The sequence below is a fragment of the Streptomyces milbemycinicus genome (assembly GCF_002154605.1).
Classification (GTDB): domain Bacteria; phylum Actinomycetota; class Actinomycetes; order Streptomycetales; family Streptomycetaceae; genus Streptomyces; species Streptomyces milbemycinicus.
In genome coordinates this window covers 1-15,398 of the sequence record NZ_MUNE01000261.1, presented here as the reverse complement: position 1 = coordinate 15,398, position 15,398 = coordinate 1, and the positions used below count along the sequence as shown (strand labels likewise).

Sequence of the window (15,398 nt, the reverse complement as noted above, 5' to 3'; positions counted from 1 at the left end):
GTTTGGGGCGGGGGCGGAGTGTCCGGGGCGCGGCCTGAGGGCTGTCGTCCGGCAGCCCGCCGCATTCGGGGCAGCAGGGGTCGGGGAGGAAGGTGTGGCTGCTGACGTCGAGGGTCCGCAGGCCGATGACGGTCAGTTCCCGGGAGGGGATGGCTGCGGCCATGAGGCGCGCGGCGACGAGATGGGCCGTGATCTCGGCTGCCACCGTGGTGAGCAGCGGGGACCGCTCGGGCTCCGGCTCGGTGGCGTACCGCTCGCGCACCGCCCGTACCACCGGCCAGTCCTCGCGGGCGTGGGCGCGCCGCATACGCAGACAGCGGTGGCAGCCGGGGGCGTCCGGACGGACCAGCGGGCCGATCAGGGCGCGGGCGCCCTCGGTCCACACGGGAAGCCAGGGGACACCGGAGGCGAGGGCGCGGCGCCGGTGGCGGTCGTGTGCCGCGTCGCTCTCCCATCCGTCGCTCACGGTCAGCAGGACGGCGTGGGTGCGTAAATCCCGCCCTGAGGCCAGGCGCTCTGAGGTCAGGCGCTCGGCGATGGCCTGGTTGAGCAGGCCGCCGTCCCCGACCACGGCCGCCCGGAGCTCAGTGGGCCTCATCGAGAACCACCCGGGCGATGAAGGGGACGAGCGCGTGGAAGTCCGCGTCGTGGTCGAGCGGCACGGCGTACGCGGTGTATCCCTCAGCCGCCAGGCTCGTGCCGAGGTGGGCGATGCGCTCCTGGGGGAGGGAGCCGGGCAGCGAGGCGGGTACGTGGCTGGTGGGCGGCCCCGATGCGGTGGGGAGCGGCAGGGCTCCCGCAGCCGGCTCGGTTCCGCGTTGCCGGGCGAGCAACAGCTCACGCGCGGCCTCGGCAAGCGCTCCGGCCGCGGTGGCGGCGCAGCCCACCGAGGCGAGCCGGTCCCCGGCCACCAGGCCGATGACCGGCGCCACCAGCCCGCCGGAGAGATCCCGTGCCTCGGGTACCGGGCCGAGCGTGCACAACAGCCGCCAATGGCGCACCGCTTCGGGCTCGGTCAGCAGCCCTTCCGGCATCAGCGTGGCAGACGGCAGGTCGGCCGCGCGCTGCCGCGCGAGCGAGCGTACGGCGGCGAAGAGGGCGGCCTCCACCGCGGCATCCCAACTCTCGGCGCACGCGGTGCCCGCGCCCACGGGGCGGCCACCCTGCTGCCCCTCCCCCGCCGGACACGGCAGCACAAGCGACGCGGGCAGAGACCGCACACCGCCGTCCGTCAGTCGTTCGGCGCGGAAGCGGGCGGGGTCCGGAGCGGCTTGATCGGATGGCTGCGGTGGTACGTATCCGGCGGCGGACAGCGCGTACGACGCCCCGGCGCGGCGCAGCGCCACGGCCTTGGCGGCCCGTGGGTCCAGGGAGGCACCGACCACCACCCCCGCGCCCGCCACGACGCATTGCGCGACGGTGAGCGGTATCTGACTGCCGTACTCCATGGTGGGCGGTGCGTATGGTCCCGCGATGTCGTCGGCGCAGTCGGCGAGCCGTGCGGTGAGTTCGTCGGGGTCGAGCGCGGGGGCCTCGCGCAACTCTTTCATCCGGCCTTCGGCGCACGCCGAGTCGTGGCGCCGTGGGGCGGGGAGCACCCGGTGGCGGTGCGCGGCGAGCGTGGTGAGGTCGACGCGGAGGATCCCGGGTACGGGACCAGGGGCGTCGGCGTCCACATCGGTGTCCTCGTCGGGGACCCCGGTGAGGAGGCGGAAGACGGCCAGGGCGAGCCGTCCGCCGACGAGCGCGGCGGCTGCCGCCGTCATGGGAATGGGTCCGGCGCTGTCCGGGGCGGCGGTGTGCCGTATCCGGTGTCGTACATCGGCCCAGGTGAGGGGCGCGGTGGGCGGAAGGAGCCAGCAGTCGGCGGGCCGGCTCAGCGCGCGGAACAGCGGCACCCCGCCGCAGGCGCGTTCAACGGCCGCGACGCCCGGCCCCGCTTGAGGGGTGGTCGCGTCGCGCGTGAACACCACGGCATCGGCGGTGCGAGCCGCCGCGCGCAGGGTGTCGTACGGAGCGCTCGCGTCCTCCGTGAGCACCTGTACCTGACGCAGTCCGCAGGCGAGGAGGGCGTGCCGGGTGGCCGCGTACAGCGGACCGTCGCCGAGCAGCAGCACACGGGCGGTGCGATAGCGCTCGAAGCGGTGTTCCGGGGAGTCGAGCCAGTGTCCGATGTAGGCGATCTCGTGGCGGTGGCGGTGCAGTTCGGTGACGGTGAGGCCGTGCGGCCGTGGCTCGGTGGCCTCCCGTAGGAAGTCCCGCCGCTGGAGGGTTTCCAGCAGACGTGTGGCGACGGCCCGGTGTCCGTCGGGGAGTTGGGCGAGTACGGCGTCCACGTCCTGGGCGCCGTCGAGGAGCGGCCACAGCCGCTCCAGCCACGCGTACACACCGGCTCCGCGAAGCGCGAGCGCGCCGGACGGTCCGAGCACGGCGGCGCCGTTCTCGGTCGGCGCGTACCTCACCTGCCGCACCAGCTTCAGCCGACGGCCGCCCATGACAGGCCTCCCTCCGAGGGGGCCGGCCCCGGCGGCGCGGAAGGCACGCCACCGGGACCGGCCGTTGTGTCACGACAGCGCGCAGGAGCTGCTGGCGCTGTGACAACAGGCGTACGCCCACGCCGAGCCGGCGCCGCCCTTGTCCTCGGTCGTGTCCGACTCGACTACCTCGAACATCTCGTCACCGAGCTGTTCGAGATCGAGGAGAGAGGTGTTCTCCATTTCCTCATTCCTTTCGATGGACTGCAAAGGACAATCGAATGGTTATCCCGCTCCAAAGACCTCGGACACCCCTCTTACACATTTCTTGCACGGCGCTTGCGGAATCTTGTTTCACCGTTGTCGCTCCGCTGACCTCCGTCTGCCCGGTCGTTTCCGTACCAACGCCGATGCTGATGCACATGAAGAAGGTCCATTTCGATGGCACACATCGAGTCCGGCATCCGGAAGAGACCTGGACGCTCATCAATGGGCTGCGGGACAGATTCGGTATCACACGGGTCGCCGATGTCACCGGTCTTGACACACTGGGCGTACCGGTGGTGATGGCGGTGCGCCCGGCGGCCAAGACGCTCACCGTCTCGCAGGGCAAGGGGGCATCGCTGCTGCTGGCCCGCGTCTCGGCGGTCATGGAGTCCGTGGAGCTGTGGCACGCCGAGTACGCGTGTCCGGCCCCCGAGCTCAAGCACACCCCCGCATGCGAACTGGAGTTGCCGTACGACGTATGCGATCTGCAGCAGCACCACGGGAGCCTGCTGAGCGAACGGACACCGCTGGACTGGGTCATCGGCGTCGACGCCGTCAGCGGCACCAAGACCCTGGTGCCGCGCGCCTACGTCCGGGTCGACTACCAGGTGTCCCGGGCCTGGCAGCCACCGCTCCTCCACGGCTCGACCAACGGCCTGGCCGGCGGGAACACTTACGACGAGGCGTTGGCGCACGCGCTGTACGAGGTCATCGAGCGGGACTGCACGGCGACCATCGGCTCGCTGCCGGTGGCCGAGCGGCGGCATGTGGATCCGTCGAGCGTGGACGACCCGCTGTGTGCGACGGTGCTCGGGCGGATCGCGGACGCGGGCGCCTGGGTCGAGATCGTGGAGGTGCCCAACCGCTGGGGGCTGCCCTGCTTCGTCAGCTACATCTGGTCGGAGGACTTCCCGGCGCTCGCGGTCGGCTCCGGGGTGCACGGCTCCCCGGCCGTGGCGCTCAGCCGCGCCCTGACGGAGTCGGCTCAGAGCCGGCTGACCGCGATCGCGGGCAGCCGCGACGACCTGGCGGCCGTGCTGTTCGCGGGCGGCCCGTCGGCCGCCGGGCCGCCACCGGTCACCGAGGGCGAGTTCGTCCCCTGGCAGGACGTCTCCGGGCGGGGCCGTGAGTTCGCGGAGGACACCGAGGAGACGCGCTGGCTCGCGGGCGAGGTGCACCGGGTGACCGGCCGTCCGCCCGTGGCCGTCGACCTCAGTACGGAGAGCGGCTTCAGCGTGGTCAAGGTGGTGGCGGCGGGGCTGGAGTTCGACGGCCGCCACGAGATCCCACGGCCCCTCACGGCCGCGTCGTCGTCGGCCACCAATCCCAAGGGGGGATCGTGACCGTCCATGTGTTCATCGGGCCCACCCTCTCGGCCGCCGATGTCCTGGCGGTGGCGGACCGTGCGGCGACGGACCGTGCGGTGGTGCACCGCCCGGTGCGCCACGGCGATCTGCTCGCCCTGGACACGGGCGCGGCGGACACCGTGCTGATCATCGACGGGGTGTTCCACCAGACCGCCCCGGTGCGGCACAAGGAGATCATCGATGTCCTGGCCCGACGCACCCGTGTCATCGGCGCCTCCAGCATGGGCGCGCTACGGGCCGCCGAGCTGTGGCCGTACGGCATGGAGGGTGTGGGGCTGGTCTTCGGCATGTACGCGCAGGGCGAGCTGGATTCCGACGAGGAGGTCGCGGTCGGCCATCTGCCGTCAGGCGAACACCGGCAGTTGACCGTCCCGCTGGTCAATGTGCGGTGGACGATCTCCAACGCGGTCGCCGGGAAGGCGCTGGCTCCCGACGACGGCGCGACGCTGCTGAACGCGGCCCGGACCCTGCACTACACCGAGCGGAGCTGGGCGGCGATCGTGCACACCACCCGGCGGCTGCACCCGGCCGCCGCCGAAGCGGCCATACGCTTGCGCGAGTTCGCGGAGCGCCATCCCGACCTCTCCGACCTCAAGCGGCGCGACGCGCTGCTGGCCCTGTCGCACTGCTCGACCCCGCGCGCCGCCGCCTCCTTCCCCGGATTCACGCCTGCCTGGATGGTGCCGCGCACGATGTATCTGGACCGCTGGCGCGGGACGTACCGCCCCGCGGTGCGTGACCGGCGCACGGCCGCGGTCTCCGAGCTCGACGTGCTGCGCTTCCAGCAGCTGTACGCGCCCGACTTCCCGCAGCGCTACCGCCGGTTCGCGCTGACCCGGATCGCCGGCATACCGTCGGCTTCCACCGACGACGGCGACGGCCGCCTCGTCCGCGCCGCGCTGGAGGCCGCGGACCAGCGCGGCATCTCCGCGCGGACGCTGCCGCGCTCCGCGTGGTCGTACTGGCTGACGCCGTGGGAACAGCGCGAGGGCGGCCCCGAAGACCGCCTGTCGACGCTGCTGGTGCGCTCGTTCCGGAGCGCCCCCGGAGCGGTGCCCTTCCACGACGCCCCCGCGGAGCTGCGCGGCACGGACGAGGCCTGGGTCGCGAGCGCCGACGCCGTGGCGGCGGCGGACCGGCTCAACGAGCAGATGGCCCGCACCGGCGAGCGCCGCAGCCCGCGCCATCTGCCGCTGCCCCTGGTCCGGCGCCACCTGGCGGACACCTGGCGCGTCGAGGAGCCTGCCGCGTTGACGGCCGTGGCGCGCGACCGGGGGTTCATCTCCCTCGGGGAGGCCGAGGACGCCGCCCGGCGGTTCGTACTGCTGCGCCGGGCGCGCGGGGACCGGCGTCCCGAAGCCCCCGCCTGCTGAACGGACTATTCACCACACCCCGGGACGAGGACCTTTCATGTTCATCTCCATTGAAAATCCGACGACCCGCTTGATAAACAAGAGCGAGGGGAAAAAAGGTTCGGTCAGCATAATCGCGGTATCGATATGCGGCTCCGCCGCGTGTCGCGATCGCGCTCCGCCCATGGGGGAGGACCAGATCCATGTACATCCTGATCGTCGAGGACGACGAGAGAATAGCCGAGGCTCTAAAGCAGACCTTACGCGTCCACGGTTACGAATCGAATTACGTCGGCACCGGTGCGGCAGCTCTGACCCGGTTCGCGGACGCGGACCTGGTCCTTCTCGACCTCGGTCTGCCGGACCTCGACGGCCACGAGGTCTGCCGGCGGATCCGCGAGCTGTCGTGCGTACCCGTCATCGTGCTCAGCGGCAGAACCGAGGAACTGGACCGGGTGATGGCCCTGCACATGGGCGCGGACGACTTTGTCGCCAAACCCTTCAGCCGCTATGAGTTGGTGGCCCGCATCCAGGCCGTGCTGCGCAGGGCAGGGGGCTGCCCCCAGCACGCAGCCGATCCGGCGGCCCCCGCCACGGTCCCCCTGGAAACGTCCCGGCCGGAACCGGAACTGCACGGTCCGGAGCAGCCCCCGCTGCACGTCGGCCCGATCCGGCTGGACCCGCGCACCCGCAAGCTGTTCGTGGACGGCTCGGAAGTGCACATCACCCGCAAGGAGTTCGACCTGTTGGCGATGTTGCTCGAAGAGCCCGGAGCGGTGATGGAGCGCCAGGACATCATGTGCCGGGTGTGGGACGAGAACTGGTTCGGGTCCACCCGGACCCTCGACGTCCATGTGGGCTCGCTGCGCAGCAAGCTCGGCCATACGGAGTGGATCGAGACCGTGCGCGGAGTCGGCTATCGGCTGGCGGTACCGACCGCCGCACACGCCTGAGACTGGACGTACCACGATGACCAAGAGGCTGCCCGCCCCCGCACCGGTCCCGGCACCGCCGCTCCCCGCCGTCGGCTCCCCCTCCATGGCCGCGGTGGCCGCCCATCAGGTGCGCGGCCCCCTGTCCTCCGTACGGCTCCGTCTGGAGCTGCTGCGGGACACGCTGACCGGTGCGTCCCATACGGCCGCCAGACGCGAGGTCTCCGGTGTGCTTCACGAGGTGGACCGCCTCTCCCATGTGCTGGAACAGGTGCTGGCCTGGGGCACCGTCGACCGCGGCGCCGACACCCCGGTCGAGACGGTCGACGTCCTGAGCGTGGCCGCCTCCCGTGTCGATGCCTGGTCCGCCCTGGCCTCGGACCGCGGCGTACGGCTGCGGATGGACGGGACCGCGGTCACCGGCAGGCACGTCCGCAGCTCCCTGGAGCAGGTCCTCGACGTCCTGCTCGACAACGCCCTGCATATGACGCCGGGCGGGGGCAGCGTGCTCGTCGCGGTGCACACCGCCGCCTCCGAGGCCCGTGTGGAGGTCCGCGACCAGGGGCCCGGGATGACGAACGAGGAGATCTCACACGCCTGCGAACCATTCTGGCGGGGGAGCTCCGGACGCGACCGCAAGGGCACGGGCCTCGGGCTGACGATCGCCGCGGGCCTCCTGGCCGCCTCGGGCGGCCGCCTCGAACTGGGCCGCTCCCCCGTCGGCGGGCTACGGGCGGTGGCGGTGCTGCCGCGGGCGGAGTGACGCCTTCCGCCGGGTCGGTCGCCGACCGCCGCGGCCGTACGCCCCGGCCGTACGTACTCCCCGGGTGCAGTCGGCGCGGCGGGAGGCCGGTCATCGCGGTGCATTCGCGGGTAAACGTCCGTGACCCCCACCCGTGAGGGCGGCCAGCCAGCGGATCGGCACGGTGCCGCCGGTGCGTACGAGCTCCCGCCAGGCGGCCACCACGGGCGGTGCGCACGGCGGCCCGCCGGCGGCCCAGGTCAGCAGTACGGTGTCGAGCAGCTGGAACCGTTCGGGCCAGCCGGGCAGCGCCGCGAGCGCGTCGGTGAGGTCATGGACGCGGGTCGAACAATCGCTTCAACGGGGCAGAAGAGCAGGTCCGGAGGGACAACGACGTACGCGCGACCCGCGTCGCGTCATACGGCGTGCTCGGCACACAGACAGCCCACGCCCTTCTCGATCCACTCCCGCCCCGCCCACTGCGGGTGCCGCTCGATCATCACCGCTCTGACCTCCTCGACGATCGTCTCCTCGCTCATGGCCGAGTCCCGGCGCACCCAGGTCTCCTCGCGCAGCGACAGGAGGTAGTCGCGGACATCGGCCAGGACTTGTGGGCCGCCGATGTCGCCGTGGCCGGGGACCACCAGCCGCGGGTCCTCGGCGGCCAGGCGCCGCATCACCTCGATCCAGCGGGTGCCGGACACATCGGTGTCGTGCGGCGGAAACCAGGGGAAGATGGCGAACTGTCCGGCCTCCGCCAGGTCTCCGGTGAACATCACCCCGGCGTCAGGGACCGTGACCACCTGATCGCCCTTGCTGTGTGCCCGGCCGGTGGCCCGCAGCCGCACCACCCGGCCGCCCAGGTCGAGGTCGTACGAGGTGTCGTAGACGAGGTCCGGAGCCACCAGTTCGACCCCCTCCAGCTGCCGGGCGACCGGCTCGCCGAGCCCCCTGAACATCTCGAGGTAGCCGGGGCCCTTGGTGGCCAGGTCCTCGGCCTGCGCCTTGTTGATCAGGAACGTCGCCTCCCCGGTGAACACCTGCGCGCCGAAGGCGTGCTCAGGGTGGAAGTGCGTCGTCGTCAGATACAGCTTGCGGCCACCGGCATGATCGGCCGCGAACTTCAGCACGGCGGCGGCGTTGCCCGGGCCCATTCCGGTCTCGACGACCAGCACGGAGTGCGTGCCACCGATGATGCCGACGTTGGGCACCAGCTGTACGCCCCGGTTCGGGATCACCACCAGATCGCGGGCGAGTTCCCGCGCGTGGGCGGTCCGCACCACGGGCTCGGGCAGCGTGTATTCGGTCATGACACGGGCTCCTTTCGAGTCCGTCCCAGTCCAGCGCGGGAGGCCGGGGCGGTCCAACACCCGTTCCGCAGGCCCGATACCGCGCGGGTATCGTTGCCGGTGATGGACCTACGCTCGCTCCGCTATTTCGTGGCCGTCGCCGAGGAGCGCCACTTCGGGCGCGCCGCGGTCCGGCTGCATATGACCCAGCCGCCCCTGAGCCGGGCCGTCAAGCAGTTGGAGACCGAGCTCGGCGCGCCCCTGCTGCGCCGGTCCGCCACGGGAGTCGCGCTCACCGCCGCCGGAAGCGCGCTCTACGACGAGGCGCGCACGCTGCTGGCCGCGGCCGAGCAGGCACGCGCTCGGGTCGCCGCCGCGGCCGGTGCCGCCACCCTGACGATCGGCACCCTCGCCGACAGCGCCGAACAGGCCGGTCACCGCCTCGTCGCGGCCTTCCGCCGACGCCACCCGGACGTCCATGTCGGCATCCGCGAAGCCGACTTCGCCGACCCGACCACGGGCCTGCGGGCCGGTCTCGTCGATGTCGCGCTCACGCGCACACCGTTCGACGACACCGGAATCAGCACCCACGTGCTGCGCTCCGACCCGGTCGGGGTGGTCCTGCGCACCGAGGACCCACTCGCCCGCCACGCCACCCTGCGCCTGCGCGACCTCGCCGGGCGCCCGTGGTTCCGGCTGCCCGAGGGGACCGATCCCCTCTGGGCCGCCTACTGGACCGGCGCCACGTCCACCGGCGAGCTCCGGAACAGTCCCGTGGTGCGCACCGCCCAGGAGTGTCAGCAGGCCGTGCTCTGGAACGGCACGGTCGGGCTGATGCCCCTCGCACACACACCACCCGACGGACTCACCGTCGTACCGCTGGCCGACATGCCACCCAGCCGACTCGTCGTCGCCTGGAAAACCGACGACACCGACCCGCTCGTCCGCTCCTTCGTCCGCATCGCCGCGGCCCTCTACCGCTCAGAGCCTTGCCACAGCGCCGCTCACCGTATCGCCGGATTCGGCCCGGCCGGACACCAGGTAGCGACAATCTGGGATACAAGACGCGTTTACTGAGCGCGAAGGGTGGTCAGCTCGCGGTGCCCGGGGCTGCCTGGTGGCCACCCGCGGCCCAGGAGGCGAGGATGCGCAGGCCGTCGTGCGTGGGCGTGCCGGGTTTCGCGGTCCAGATGACCAGCTGCTGGTCCGGGTCGGTGCTCGCGGTGAGCGTGTCCCATTCGAGGACGAGCGTGCCGGCCACGGGGTGGTTCAGCGTCTTCGTGCCCACGGTGCGCGCGGCCACATGGCGAGCCGCCCACCACCGGCGGAAATCCGGATCTCGCTCCGAAAGTTCGTTCACCAGCGCGGTGAGCCGTGGGGAGCCGGCGCTGTGGGCCACCTCCATACGCAGCTGGGCCACGGTGATCAGGGCCGTGTCCTCCCAGTCCGCGTACAGGTCTTTCATACGGTCGCTGAAGACCATCTTCGCGTAGTTGCGGTCCTCGGGCGGGATCTGCCCGAAGTCGCCGACCAGGGCGGCGGCCAGCGGATTCCACGCGAGCACGTCCATCTGGCGGCCGAGGACCATGGCCGGGATCGAGCCGAGATCGTCCAGCAGCCGCTGCAACTGCGGATTGACCGTCTGCACCTCATGCCGACGCGACCGGCCGGTCTCCCGGCCCGCCAGCTCGAAGACGTACGCGCGCTGGTCCTCGTTCAGCCGCAGAACACGCGCGATGGCGGACAGCACCGGCTCGGACACCTGCATACGGCCCTGTTCCAGGCGGGTGTAGTAGTCCGTGCTGATCGCGGCCAACATGGCCACTTCCTCCCGGCGCAGCCCCGGCACCCGCCGGGGCGCACCGCTGTGGGGCAGTCCCACGGAACGGTGGGTCAGCTCGGCGCGCCGGGCCTTGAGGAACTGGCCCAGCTCGATGGCTGCGCTGCGCGTCATGCCAGCCATTTTGGTTGATTCCCTTCTGGGGTGGAACTCCAACGGGAACGACGAGAAGGACAAGAAGCACGAGAAGCACGAGAAGAAGGCACGCACGATGGAACTGCTGAAGCCACCGCCGACCATGAAACTGCCCACCGAGTGGTTCACCGGCGACGCCTGGGCCGATGTGATCCACCGGGGCGAGGAGCCCTCCCGTGCCAGGGCCAATATGGTCAGGTTCTCCCCCGGCGCCCGTACCGCCTGGCACTCGCACGGCCTGGGCCAGACCCTCTACATCGTCGAGGGCATCGCGCTGATCCAGTCCCGCGGTGGCGACATCCTCGAGGCCCGCCCCGGCGATGTCGTCTACACGCCCCCGGGCGAGCAGCACTGGCACGGCGCCGCTCCCGACCGGTTCATGGCCCATCTCGCGCTGTGGGAGACCGACGAGGTCTCCTGGCTGGAGCATGTCACCGATGCCGAGTACAACGGCCCGCGCGTCAGCACCCGCACCCGCCCCTGACGCGATCGCATACGCGGGGGCATGACCGGGCTCGGGGGGTACCCGTATCACCCGTATCACCCGTATCACCCACATCACCCGCAAGACCGGTATCGCGAAGGAGAACGAGCTGATGACGACATGGACAAACGACGAGCTCAGCAACATCGCGGCGGCCGACGAACTGGAGATCGCTCCGCTCCGCGGCGACGGCACAGCGCGCACAGCGGTGCCGATCTGGGTGGTCCGTGACGGCGACGACCTCTACGTCCGCTCCTACCGGGGCAGCGGCGGCGCCTGGTACCGCGCCGCCCGGGCCAGCCACGCGGGCCACATCACCTCCGGCGGCGTCGACAAGGACGTCACCCTCGTCGAGGCGCCCGACCCCGGCGTCAACGACCGTATCGACGCCGCGTACCGCTCCAAATACAGCCGCTACAGCGGAACGTACGTCAGGCCCATCGTCACGGACCCCGCGCGCGCCACGACGCTCAAGCTCGTACCGCGCTGACCAGCCCGACCACGCGCCCCCGCGGAAAACCCGCTCGGCCGCTTCGCTGCCGACGGCTACCGTGGTCCCAGCCGGGAGGGTGCCCGGTGCGCAGGCGGCGGATACTTCTGGATCAACGATCCTCGCGGGTTCGAATCCCGCCACCGGCCCCATGGCCGGCGTGGCCGAGCGGCCGAAGGCAAAGGCACCGCAGCCGACTCTCGATCTCGGGCGCCCTCCCCCGGCCCGCCCGGGCCTTCGATATGAGCCAGATGCACCCGCTCGGGGGTAAACGCCCTTGCGAGCGGAAATGCTCTGACGAAGTGCGGTAGTCGAGTCACCGCGAAGGTCCAGGAAGGTTCGAGGGTTCAGGGGGGAGGCGACCGCGGCATGGGCGGCGCCTTGTACCTGGAGCCGCGGTTGGGGCCAAGGCTCGGGTCACTGCTGGAGTCGGACCATCTGCTGCACACCCTCGCCGACGCGCTCGGCTCGCCGCTGGGCGTGGTGCTGCCCGACCAGCTCGCCGAGAACGTGGAGCGGTTCCGCTCGGTGTACCGCGGCCACCACCTCGCGGGCCAGATCTTCCTGGCCCACAAGGCAAACCGGTCCAGTGCCCTGCTGCGGCGCCTCGCCGCCACCGGCGCGGGGGTCGACGTCGCCTCGCTCGGCGAGTTGCAGCACGCCCTGGGCTGCGGGTTCGCCCCGTCCCTGATCACGGCCACCGGGCCGAAGGACACGCGGTTCCTGTGGCTGGCCGCCCGGACCGGGGCCACTGTGAGCCTCGACTCCCCCGCCGAGCTCGACCAGCTCGCCACGCTGGTGCGTGCCCATGGGCTGCCGCGCGTCCAGGTGCTGCTGCGGCTGTCGGGGTTCGAGGGGTCGGGCGTCAAGGTGCTGACGCGCCGCAGCCGCTTCGGTACGGCCGTACCGGAGCTGGACGCCGTACTGGACACTCTTGAGCGGTACGCCGACGCGGTGGAGCTGACCGGTGTCGCCTATCACCTCGACACCACGTCCGCCGCAGAGAAGGCGGTCGCGCTCGAAGGCTGTCTGCTGGCCCTGGAGGAGTGCCGCGGCCGGGGTCTGGCACCGCGGGCCGTCGACATCGGCGGCGGCTTCGGGGTCAACTACCTCGCCGACCGTGCGCAGTGGGAGCGGTACACGACCGAGCTCGCCCAGGCCGTCCTGGGCACCCGCCCGCCGCTGACCTGGGGCGGCCATGGCTACGGGCTGCGCGAGGACGGTGGCACGCTGCGCGGCGCGCTCGGGGTGTACCCGGCGTACCGTCCGGTGGCCGGTGCGCGGTATCTGGACGATCTGCTGTCCCGTCCGGCCACCGCCTTCGGCGGCCGTCCGCTGGCCACGCTGCTTCTGGAACACCTCTACGACCTGCACACCGAGCCCGGCCGCGCCCTGCTCGACCAGTGCGGGGTGACGCTGGCGCGGGTGCTGGAGACCCGGGATGTGGGGTCGGGGCCGCTGTGGGTGCGGCTCGCGGCCACGGCGGGCGACATCGGACTGGAGGAGCACGGCATCCTCATAGATCCCGTCCTACTGCCACGCGAACCGCGCGAACCAGGCCCGACCGGCGAACCAGGCCCGCCCGCCGGGCCCGGCGGGCCCGGCGGACCCGTGGAAACGTATCTGTTCGGAAGTCTGTGCCTGGAGTCCGACCTGATCACCCGGCGGACGGTGCATCTGCCGCGCCGCCCCGCCCCCGGCGATCTGCTGGCCTTTGTGAACACCGCCGGGTACTGCATGGACTTCCACGCCACGCAGGCGCAACGGCAGCCCGTCGCCCGCAAGGTGGCCGCCTGGCAGGACCGCGCCGGGTGGCGCTGGTGTCTGGACGAGGAGTACTGGCCGATCACACCTCCTGGGGGACAGCAGTGAGGTACGACAGCATCACCGGCGCCATCGGAAACACCCCACTGGTCCGCATCGACCCGGCCGTACACGGACTGCGCCATATCGACCTGTACGCCAAGCTGGAGCTGCTCAACCCCTTCGGGTCGGTCAAGGACCGGGCCGCATGGCATATGGCGCGCCCGCAACTGGCCGCCGCCATGGCGGCCGGCAGCCAGGTCGTCGAGCTCTCCAGCGGAAACACGGCCAAGGCGCTCGCCGTGATCGCGGGCATGCACGGACTGTCCTTCAAGAGCGTGACCAACCGGATGCGGGTGCCGGAGATCAAGGATCTGCTTCTGCTGCTGGGCGCGGAGATCGAGGAGTTGCCGGGGCAGAGCGAGTGTCTGGACCCGACGGCGACGGACGATCCACTCACCGTCTTCCACCGCACGCTCGCCGCGTCCGGCAGCGCGTATCTCCACACCGACCAGTACTTCAACACCCGTAACACCGAGGCCCATATCACCGGCACCGGGCCGGAGATCGTCAAGGATCTGGACGGCAAGGCCCCGGACTGGTTCATCGCCTGCGTGGGCACCGCCGGGTCCTCCACCGGCGTCGCCCGTGTGCTGCGCGAACACGACCCGGGGGTGCGGGTCGTCGGCCTGGTGGCGGCCAAGTCCGACTTCATCCCGGGCATCCGCACCCTCGACGAGGTGCACGAGGTGGGCCTGTTCGACCCGGACACCTACGACACCATCGAGTCCGTCAGCGCGGACGAGGCCATCGACGGACTGCTGACCCTGAACCGCCGCTGCGGCATCATGGCGGGGCCCACCGGTGGCGCCGCGTACGTCGGCGCCGTACGCCACCTGCGCGCATACGACGAAAAGCTATGCGACGAGACGGCGTGTGACGAGAACCCGGGCGGTGAGCAGCCGTCGGAGCCGGGGGGCGCCCGCAGGACCGCGGTGTTCATCGTCTGCGACCGGGTGGAGAGCTATCTGAGTTACGTCCGGCAGCGGCGCCCGGAGCTGCTGGGCCGCCCGCGCCGGAAGTACTCAGCCGCCGACGTGTCCGACGCCGAGGCGCTGGCCGCCCCGTCCATCACGGTCCCCGACGCCCGCGCGTGGATCGACCGGGAGGGCCCGCTGGTGGTCGATCTGCGCAGCCCGTACGCGTACGCCGCGCTGCATATCGACGGCTCGGTGAACATCGTGGACGAGCTGTTCGAGGAGCTGGTCCACGGCGGTCTGCCCTTCAGCCGCAGCCGGCCGGTGCTGCTGGCCTGCCCGGTGGGCGAGAAGTCCGCTCGGTACGCGGCGCTGCTGACCCGCATGGGCCACCCGGACATACGCAGCCTCGAGGGCGGCATCATCGCCTGGCGCGACGCCGGCGCACCGCTGGTACGGGACTGATGTGACCGCCGTGCCGGAAGCGCCGAAAGGGCTGGAGGGACTGGAAGAGCTGCGGGAGTGGCAGCGTCGGCTGCGCACCCAGTTCCCGATCGTCACCGGCCACCCGGACCTGGTCTATCTGGACAGCGCGGCCACCGCGCAGAAGCCGCAGGCCGTGCTCGACGCCGTCTGGGCCTATCTCACCACCACCAACGCCAACGCCGGGCGCGCCACCTACCCCTGGGCCAACCGGACCACGGCGCTGGTCGAGGAGGCCCGGGACCGGATCAAGGAGTTTCTGCACGACCCGGCCCCCGAGCGGTCGTGCACACACTTCACCAGCGGTACGACGGAGGGGCTGCGGACCGTGGCCCGCGACTGGCTCCCGGAGTATCTGGCCGACGGGGACGAGATCGTCGTGCCCGTGGCGGACCACCAGGCGAACATCTCGCCCTGGCTGGAGGCCCAGCAGCTGCTGGCCCGCCAGGGTGTCCGGGTGTCCGTCGTCGAGATGCCGTACCAGAAGGGTTCCGGCGACTACGACCACCGCGCCCTGGCCGCACTCGCCGGGCCCCGGACCCGGTTTGTCGCCGTCACGCATGTCCACCACGTCTACGGGGCGGACATGAACGTGCACCGCATCCGCCGGGCCGTCGGCCCTCAGGCGGTCATCTGCCTGGACGCCGCACAGAGCGTCGGCCATCTGCCGGTCTCCGTGGCCGACCTCGACGTGGACTTCGTCGCCTTCTCCGGGCACAAGGCCATGGCCCTGCCGGGCTCGGGCGCGGTCTGGGCCCGGCAG

The 15,398-nt window shown here is 71.6% G+C and carries 15 protein-coding genes; 10 read left to right on the top strand and 5 right to left on the bottom strand.

Going from position 1 to position 15,398, the window contains the following annotated elements; all coding sequences use genetic code 11:
• The 3 genes from CCN51_RS21440 to CCN51_RS55930 all read right to left on the bottom strand — a co-directional run.
• Window positions 1-598 (bottom strand): TOMM precursor leader peptide-binding protein (locus CCN51_RS21440; protein ID WP_245881662.1); only part of this gene is annotated, 598 nt, incomplete at its 3' end.
• Entirely contained in the window at window positions 585-2,495 is a 1,911-nt protein-coding gene (locus CCN51_RS21435; RefSeq protein WP_014174832.1) for a hypothetical protein, read from the bottom strand. The genes CCN51_RS21435 and CCN51_RS21440, both read right to left, overlap by 14 nt.
• A gap of 69 nt (window positions 2,496-2,564) precedes the next feature.
• Window positions 2,565-2,717 carry a hypothetical protein gene (locus tag CCN51_RS55930; RefSeq protein WP_014174833.1) on the bottom strand — a complete coding sequence of 51 codons (153 nt, stop codon included), beginning with the start codon at window positions 2,715-2,717 and terminating at the stop codon, window positions 2,565-2,567.
• Between the two features lie 179 nt (window positions 2,718-2,896).
• Between CCN51_RS55930 and CCN51_RS21430 the strand changes: the two genes are divergently transcribed.
• The 4 genes from CCN51_RS21430 to CCN51_RS21415 all read left to right on the top strand — a co-directional run bounded on the left by CCN51_RS21430 (window position 2,897) and on the right by CCN51_RS21415 (window position 7,155).
• Window positions 2,897-4,084, top strand: coding sequence for a YcaO-like family protein (locus CCN51_RS21430; protein ID WP_043489503.1), 1,188 nt, complete (start codon window positions 2,897-2,899; stop codon window positions 4,082-4,084).
• Window positions 4,081-5,481, top strand: a complete 1,401-nt coding sequence (locus CCN51_RS21425; RefSeq protein ID WP_014174835.1) for a TfuA-like protein — start codon at window positions 4,081-4,083, stop codon at window positions 5,479-5,481. Before CCN51_RS21430 ends, CCN51_RS21425 begins: the two co-directional genes overlap by 4 nt.
• Before the next feature lie 182 nt (window positions 5,482-5,663).
• The gene (locus CCN51_RS21420) at window positions 5,664-6,413 is read left to right on the top strand and encodes a response regulator transcription factor (protein WP_014174836.1); all 750 of its coding nucleotides are present in this window, start codon (window positions 5,664-5,666) and stop codon (window positions 6,411-6,413) included.
• 16 nt (window positions 6,414-6,429) lie between these two features.
• Entirely contained in the window at window positions 6,430-7,155 is a 726-nt protein-coding gene (locus CCN51_RS21415; protein WP_014174837.1) for a sensor histidine kinase, read from the top strand.
• Window positions 7,156-7,550: 395 nt separating this feature from the next.
• On the opposite strand, the gene CCN51_RS21410 is transcribed toward CCN51_RS21415, so the two are convergent.
• Window positions 7,551-8,444, bottom strand: coding sequence for an MBL fold metallo-hydrolase (locus CCN51_RS21410; protein WP_014174838.1), 894 nt, complete (start codon window positions 8,442-8,444; stop codon window positions 7,551-7,553).
• Between the two features lie 102 nt (window positions 8,445-8,546).
• On the opposite strand from CCN51_RS21410, the gene CCN51_RS21405 reads away from it, so the two are divergent.
• On the top strand, window positions 8,547-9,500 hold the full coding sequence (locus CCN51_RS21405) for a LysR family transcriptional regulator (RefSeq protein WP_014174839.1): 954 nt from the start codon (window positions 8,547-8,549) through the stop codon (window positions 9,498-9,500).
• A gap of 13 nt (window positions 9,501-9,513) precedes the next feature.
• On the opposite strand, the gene CCN51_RS21400 is transcribed toward CCN51_RS21405, so the two are convergent.
• Window positions 9,514-10,377, bottom strand: coding sequence for a helix-turn-helix domain-containing protein (locus CCN51_RS21400; RefSeq protein WP_014174840.1), 864 nt, complete (start codon window positions 10,375-10,377; stop codon window positions 9,514-9,516).
• Window positions 10,378-10,474: 97 nt separating this feature from the next.
• Here CCN51_RS21400 and CCN51_RS21395 point away from each other — a divergent pair, with 97 nt between their 5' ends.
• The 5 genes from CCN51_RS21395 to CCN51_RS21375 all read left to right on the top strand — a co-directional run.
• Window positions 10,475-10,882 (top strand): (R)-mandelonitrile lyase, encoded by a 408-nt coding sequence (locus tag CCN51_RS21395; protein ID WP_043489516.1) that lies wholly within the window; start codon window positions 10,475-10,477, stop codon window positions 10,880-10,882.
• Between the two features lie 112 nt (window positions 10,883-10,994).
• A complete protein-coding gene (locus CCN51_RS21390) occupies window positions 10,995-11,372 on the top strand; it encodes a DUF2255 family protein (RefSeq protein ID WP_014174842.1) in 378 nt (125 codons plus the stop codon).
• 369 nt (window positions 11,373-11,741) lie between these two features.
• Window positions 11,742-13,244, top strand: a complete 1,503-nt coding sequence (locus CCN51_RS21385) for a type III PLP-dependent enzyme domain-containing protein (protein WP_014174843.1) — start codon at window positions 11,742-11,744, stop codon at window positions 13,242-13,244.
• On the top strand, window positions 13,241-14,617 hold the full coding sequence (locus CCN51_RS21380) for a pyridoxal-phosphate dependent enzyme (RefSeq protein WP_014174844.1): 1,377 nt from the start codon (window positions 13,241-13,243) through the stop codon (window positions 14,615-14,617). Before CCN51_RS21385 ends, CCN51_RS21380 begins: the two co-directional genes overlap by 4 nt.
• Before the next feature lie 10 nt (window positions 14,618-14,627).
• On the top strand, window positions 14,628-15,398 hold a 771-nt coding region (locus CCN51_RS21375), incomplete at its 3' end, for an aminotransferase class V-fold PLP-dependent enzyme (protein WP_143675866.1).